Below are 1638 nucleotides of genomic sequence, written 5' to 3' on the forward strand. Positions count from 1 at the left end.
CGTCCGAGCAGATGGCGCAAGGATCGGAGGTGTCGAGCGAGCCGCACACCGAGCAGGTGCGCACCTTGGCCTGGGCGTCGACCAAGGCGGCGGTCAGCGGGGCCAGCAGGGTGTCGCGCTTCTTCAGCAGCGCCAGCGCCGCGCGCCGGCCCGAACGCGGCCCCAGGCCCGGCAGCTTGGACAGCAGGGCGATCAGTCGTTCGATCTCGGGTCCGGCGGAGGCGGCCATCAGGGCTTCGCGACCCGGGTGACCTGCGAATAGACCACCCGCCACTGGCCGTCGCGCTTGGCCCAGGTGTCGACGAAGCGCACGACCAGGGCGAAGCGCTGCCCGCCGTCCGTACCGGTCATGTTGACCCGACCGCCCAGCAGGGCGGTGTCGCCAAGCACCTTCTCGACCGGCGCCTCGATCGTGAACGGGTCCAGCTTGAAGCCGGGGGTCACGTAGTCGGCGATCAGCCGCGCCCTGTCCTGGACCTGGCCCGCGCCGTTGACCAGCACGTAGTCGTCGGCGACCAGCCGCTCCAGCGCCGCGCGGTCGCCGTTCACCTGGGCGGCGTCATAGGCATGGGCGGCGGCCGCCAGGTCGGCCGGCAGCGGCGCGGCCAGAGCGGCCGTCGGCACGGCCAGCGCCACGGCGATCAGGACTGTGCGAAGGTGGAGCATCGGGATCCCCTGGGCGCGAGGCCTAGAATTTCATGCCGGGCAGGCCGCCCATCATGCCCGCCATCGGACCGGCGGCTTCTTGCATCATCTGGGCCTGCTCAGCGTCGAGCTTGCGCTTGGCGTCGGCGTGGGCGGCGACGATCAGGTCGGCGATCACCTCGCCCTCGCCCGGCTCGACCAGGCTTTCGTCCAGCACCACCTTGGCCAGTTCGCCCGAACCCTTGAGGGTGACGGTGACCATGCCGCCGCCGGCCGTGCCGTCAACCGTCAGTTCGGCGAGCCGCGCCTGGGCGTCCGCCAACTTCTGCTGCATGGCCTGGGCCTGCTTCATCAGGCCGCCGAGGTCTTTCATGGGTCTTGCTCCGTTTCTACAGTCTCCCTCCCCCTTTGATGGGGGAGGGGCGGGGGTGGGGGTGACAGCGTCTGCGGGTTTCGGCGAGGCCGCGCCGTATCCTGAAACGCCTTCACCCCCATCCCCGACCCTTCCCCCTTCAAGGGGGAAGGGGGATCAGGTCTCTTCCAGCTCATCCGGTTCGATCGGCGGCGCCTCGGGCGTCAGGATCTTGCGGACCTCGACGATCTCCGCGCCGGGGAAGGCGGTCAGCACCGAGGCGACGAACGGGTCGGCTCTGATTGAATCAAGCTCCTCGCGGTCTTCGCGCTTCTGGCGTTCCAGCAGGCTCTCGGCCCCGCCGCCGCCCTCGGCCGCCACCAGCCAGGGCTGGCCGGTCCACTCCTTCAGCGCCCGCACCAGGCGGCCAGCCAGGTTGCCGGGCGCGCCGGGGGCTGGTTCGAAGGTGATGGCCCCGGGCCGGAAGCTGATCGGGCGGACAAATTGCTCGACGTCCAGGCGCAGGCCGATGTCGCGCTTCTCGGCGATCAGCTTCACGACGTCTTCGAACGAGGCCAGGATCGGCGCGGCCTGGGCGGCCGGGGCGGACATGATCCGGGCCTGGGCGTTGACGGCTCCGC

General features: G+C 70.8%; 2 protein-coding genes and 2 pseudogenes. All 4 read right to left on the minus strand.

What is annotated here, in order from left to right:
- Positions 1-229 (minus strand): annotated as a pseudogene (locus AC1DZ6_RS24815) (recombination mediator RecR); the annotation flags it as partial.
- The gene (locus AC1DZ6_RS24820) at positions 229-666 is read right to left on the minus strand and encodes a nuclear transport factor 2 family protein (protein WP_477099759.1); all 438 of its coding nucleotides are present in this window, start codon (positions 664-666) and stop codon (positions 229-231) included. The pseudogene AC1DZ6_RS24815 and the gene AC1DZ6_RS24820, both read right to left, overlap by 1 nt.
- 22 nt (positions 667-688) lie before the next feature.
- Entirely contained in the window at positions 689-1018 is a 330-nt protein-coding gene (locus AC1DZ6_RS24825; protein WP_477099760.1) for a YbaB/EbfC family nucleoid-associated protein, read from the minus strand.
- Between the two features lie 156 nt (positions 1019-1174).
- Positions 1175-1638, minus strand: a pseudogene (locus tag AC1DZ6_RS24830) (DNA polymerase III subunit gamma/tau); the annotation flags it as partial.

This window comes from Caulobacter sp. P1_B12_2 (assembly GCF_056406675.1).